Origin of the sequence: Actinomadura roseirufa (genome assembly GCF_900659635.1) — a bacterium.
GTDB classification, from domain to species: Bacteria; Actinomycetota; Actinomycetes; order Streptosporangiales; family Streptosporangiaceae; genus Spirillospora; species Spirillospora roseirufa.
The window spans coordinates 1-4,169 of record NZ_CAACVB010000445.1 but is presented as its reverse complement, the minus strand read 5'-3'; the positions used below and the strand labels follow the sequence as shown (position 1 = coordinate 4,169).

At 76.3% G+C, this 4,169-nt stretch carries 4 protein-coding genes; 3 read left to right on the top strand and 1 reads right to left on the bottom strand.

All coding sequences use genetic code 11. The features are described from left to right. Positions 1 to 1,115: hypothetical protein (locus E1291_RS42875; RefSeq protein WP_165495525.1), on the top strand; the 1,115-nt coding region annotated here is incomplete at its 5' end. 46 nt (positions 1,116 to 1,161) lie between these two features. After that, positions 1,162 to 1,776 (top strand): DUF6058 family natural product biosynthesis protein, encoded by a 615-nt coding sequence (locus tag E1291_RS39775; protein WP_131743170.1) that lies wholly within the window; start codon positions 1,162 to 1,164, stop codon positions 1,774 to 1,776. A 94-nt stretch (positions 1,777 to 1,870) separates the two neighbouring features. Here the strand turns inward: E1291_RS39775 and E1291_RS39770 are convergent, their stop codons facing one another. Further along, a complete protein-coding gene (locus E1291_RS39770) occupies positions 1,871 to 2,938 on the bottom strand; it encodes a 3-oxoacyl-ACP synthase III family protein (RefSeq protein ID WP_131743169.1) in 1,068 nt (355 codons plus the stop codon). A gap of 271 nt (positions 2,939 to 3,209) precedes the next feature. Here E1291_RS39770 and E1291_RS39765 point away from each other — a divergent pair. Next, positions 3,210 to 4,169: ACP S-malonyltransferase (locus E1291_RS39765; RefSeq protein WP_131743168.1), on the top strand; the 960-nt coding region annotated here is incomplete at its 3' end.

Sequence of the window (4,169 nt, the reverse complement as noted above, 5' to 3'; positions counted from 1 at the left end):
CTCCGGATCCGCTACCGCCCGCGCCCGTCCCGCACGGCGCCTTCGATCGCGCCTCGGCCCCGGCGGGGCTGGCGGCGCTGCGCCCGGATCCGGCCGGGTGGCTGCGGACCTTCACCGAGCGGCTCGGCGGCTATCCGACGCACGTCCGGGGCCATCCGCCGCTGCCGCCGCTGGTGCTGTGGCTGCTGGAGCGGGCGGGCCTGGGCGGGACGGGGTGGGCGGCGGCGGTGGTCATCGCGGCCGGGACGTCGGCGGCGGCGGCGATCGCGGTGACGCTGCGCCGCGTCGCGGGCGAGCGCGCGGCACGGGCCTCGGTGCCCTTCGTGGTGCTGGCGCCGGTGGCCCTGTGGATCGCGACGGCGATGGACGCCCTGTTCCTGGCGGCGGGCGCGTGGGGGACCGCGCTGCTGGCGATCGCGTCGGGCGGGCGCCCGGCGCGTGGTCCGGAGGCGCGGGCACGGGGGACGGGGGCGCGCTGGATCGCGGCGGCCGGGGCGGGACTGCTGCTGGGGTGCCTGCCCTACCTGAGCTACGGGCTGGTGCCGTTGTTCGCCGTCCCGCTGGTGGTGGTGCTGCTGTGCCGTCCGCGGGCGGCGGTGCTCGCGGCGGCCGGGGCGGGGCTGGTGGTGGTGCCCGCGCTGTTCACCGTGGCGGGTTTCTGGTGGCCGGACGGGCTGCGCGCCACGCTCGACACCTATCTGGTGAGCGGCGGATCGGCGCGGCGCCCCTATGTGTACTTCCTGTTCGCGGACCTGGCCGTGCTGGGCCTGCTGACGGGCCCCGCGGTGGCCCGCGCGCTGCCCGCGGCGCTCGCGGCGGCGCTGCGGGTCGCGCGAGGGCGGGCGCTGCCGCCGGGGCTCGCGGTCGCGGCGCCCGCGGGCGCCGCGCTGCTGGCGATGCTCGCGCTGGACGCGACGGGGGTGACCAGGGGCGAGGTGGAACGGATCTGGGTGCCGTTCGCGGCGTGGCTCCCGGCGATCGCACCGCTCGCCTCGCCCGTCTCGCGCGGGCCGGCGGAGGAGACGGGGCCGGGCCGCACCTGGACGAGGGGGTGGCTGGCGGCGCAGGCGGTGACGGCGCTGGCCGTCCAGGCGCTGGTGCTGTCGGAGTGGTGAGCATCGTTCGGCGTCCGTCGAAATGATCGGGGGCTAGCGTGCGGCCATGACGGAATCTGTGCTGAAGAAGCGCCTGGCCGGGCGGTACCGCGAGGTCAACGGCGACCATCCGATGTCGGAGGCCGACGACGCCTACGTCCGTGAGTGGTTCGTCGAGCTGGAGCGGCTGTGCTCGGCGAAGGGCCGCGATCCCGAGCAGGTGCGCCGCCTCATGCTGGACGGGCGCCTGCCGCTGCCCTCCTACCTGCTCTCGGACGGCACGGAGATGGTGCCGTCGGACCTGTTCGACCTCGCCGACCAGGCCGGCGGGCCGGACGCGCTGGAGAAGTGGTTCGTCGCCCAGTGGGAGGAGCTCGCCGAGGGGCGGGAGGGATGGCAGGACTACCTGAGCGGGCAGCTGGTGTGCCTGCGGACGGTCACCCCCGCGACGATGCGCCGCAAGGAGACGCTGGTGAACGCGCTGGAGGCGGCGCCGAACGAGGAGGACGCCGGTTCGGCGGACTGGTCGCGGCGCCTGCACGCCATGATCGACGAACTGGACGCCCTGGCGACGCCGTTCGCCGCCTACGACCGGCTCCGGTTCGGCGGGCCGGTGTCACGTGACCTGCTGATCGACGAGATGCGGGCCCGCTTCCCCCGCACGGCGGCCCCGGCCGTCTGAAGACGGCGCCCGCCGCTCGCGGGCCCGTGATCCGCCCCCGTCCCGCGGCCCGCCGGGTTCGTCCCGGCGGGCCGCGGCGCGTCCGCCGGGCGGCTCAGGCGGGCGGGTGCCAGCTGATGAGGGTGTGCGCCCAGGTCAGGCCCGCGCCGAATCCGGCGAGCAGCACCAGGTCACCGGCCCTCGGGGGACGCGAGCGCAGGGCGGCGTCGAGCGCGTAGGGCAGGCTGGCGGCGCCGATGTTGCCGACGTCCTGCCCGGCGATGGCGATCTGGGCGGGTTCCAGTCCCGCCTCGGCGGCCAGTGCGGCGACCAGCCGGGGGTTGGGCTGGTGCGGGACGACCAGCGCGAGGTCGGCGGGCTTGATCCCGGCGGCCTCGCACTCGGCGGCCACCAGCCGCGGGAAGGTCGCGGCGATGAAGTCGCGGACGGCGCGGGCGTCCATCCGGATGGTGTGTCCGAGAGCGGCCAGGGTCTCGGCGCTGGCGGGCGCGCGGCTGCCGCCCGCGGGGATGAGCACGTCCCCGGCGCGCGAGCCGTCCGAGCCGAGCGTCACCGGCCCGATCCCGTAGGGCCCCGGGACCGGGCCGACCACCGCCGCGGCGGCGCCGTCGCCGAACAGCGCGGCAGTGGCGCGGTCGCCGGGGTCGAGGAAGCGCGAGTACACCTCCACGCCGATGACCAGCGCGTACGGGGGCGCCCCGCGCTGGGTGGACAGCCAGCCCACGGCGGCCTGCAGCCCGAACAGGAATCCGGTGCAGGCGGCGGCGACGTCGAACGCGGCGGCGCGGCCGGCGCCCAGCAGCGCTTGGACGCGGCAGGCGGTGGAGGGGCCGAGCTCGTCGGGGGTGGAGGTGCCGAGGACGATGAGGCCGATGTCGCCGGGGGTGAGCCCGGCCTCGCGCAGCGCCCGGGCGGCGGCCTCGGCGGCGAGGTCGGAGGAGGCCTGCCCTGGTGCGGCGACGTGCCGCCCGCGGATTCCGGTGCGATCCTCGATCCAGTGGGGTTCCAGGCCGAGCGAGCGCGAGAGCCGGTCGCTGGGCACCCGGTCGGCTGGCAGGTAGGAGGCCGTGCCTTTGATCGCCCATCCCGGTCGTCCGCTTCCGGCATTTGCGGCGCGGTGCCGTTCGCTATGCTCCGGCCGGTCCGTCGGCTGCGAGGTCATGCGTCACTCCCCTTCACCGGCGGCGGGCCGGTGGTCGTGGTGGGCCGCTCGGCCGGGCATCGCCGGGACGCGCCGCCGGGTCCGGTGTCCGGACGCCGGGGCGGGCGGGCGTCTCGCCGGTGGGGCATGACGTGCCCACACCACTGACGGTTGCCAGACCGATTCCATGAGTGAATAATCCCATTTCGGGGTTTTTGTTCCATAACGCTTTGTCAAGCGGCCATTAACCATAAAGAAAAGAGCGCCTTCCTTACAGGTAAGGAGACCTCGCGTGTCCCTCTCTTCTTTCCGCCCCGCCGAGGAGCTCGAGCCCGATGACGTCTGCGCCTTCCTGTTCGCCGGGACCGGTTCCGCCGCCGTCCCCGACCTGGCGTCCCTGACCAGCGCCGGAACCGCCACGGCACGCGCCGTGCACGACGTCCTGGACGCCGTCCAGGAGGGCGTGCCGCGGTCGTGGCCGTCGCTGCGCGCGATCCTGCTGGAGGACCCCGGCCGCTACCGCGCGGCGGCCACCCTGCCCGGCGTCGCCCAGCTGTGCGGCTACGCCACGTCCGTCGCCGTCGACCGCGCGCTGCGCACGGTGGGCGTCCACCCCGGCTACGCGGTCGGGCAGAGCTTCGGCGAGATCGCCGCGCTGGTGTGCGCTGGCGCGTTCGGGATCACCGACGGCGCCCGCATGGCGGTCGGCCTGGTGGAGGTGCTGGCCCGGCGCGGCGGCGGAGGCGGGATGGGCATGCTGGAGGCCGGCGAGGACGGCACCAGGGCGTGCATCGCCGCCGCGGGCGCGCCGGAGGTGGTCGTGGCGTGCCTCAACGCGCCCGAGGTCACGGTGGTGAGCGGTCCCGACGGGCCGCTGGAGGCGGTGCTGGCGGCCGCCAGGGGACGGGGGGTGCGGGCGGTTCGGCTCGCGGTGCCCTACCTGTCGCACCATCCGGCGATGCGGGGCGCCGACGAGGAGTGGTACGAGATGATCCGCGGCCGCCCGCAGCGCCCGCTGGAGGTCGCCGTCCACTCCCCGGTGCGCGGCCGGGCCTACCGCGACACCGACGACCTGCACCGGGCGCTGGCCGACTGCATCGTCGAGCCGGTGCGCCTCCCGGCGGCGCTGCGCGCCGTGCGCGCGGCGGGCGCGACGGTGTTCACCGAGGCGGGGGCGGGCAGCGCGCTGTGCCAGTGCGCGCGGCTGTCAGTGCCTGGCGCGCGGACCCTGGCGCCGCTGCGCGACCGCTCG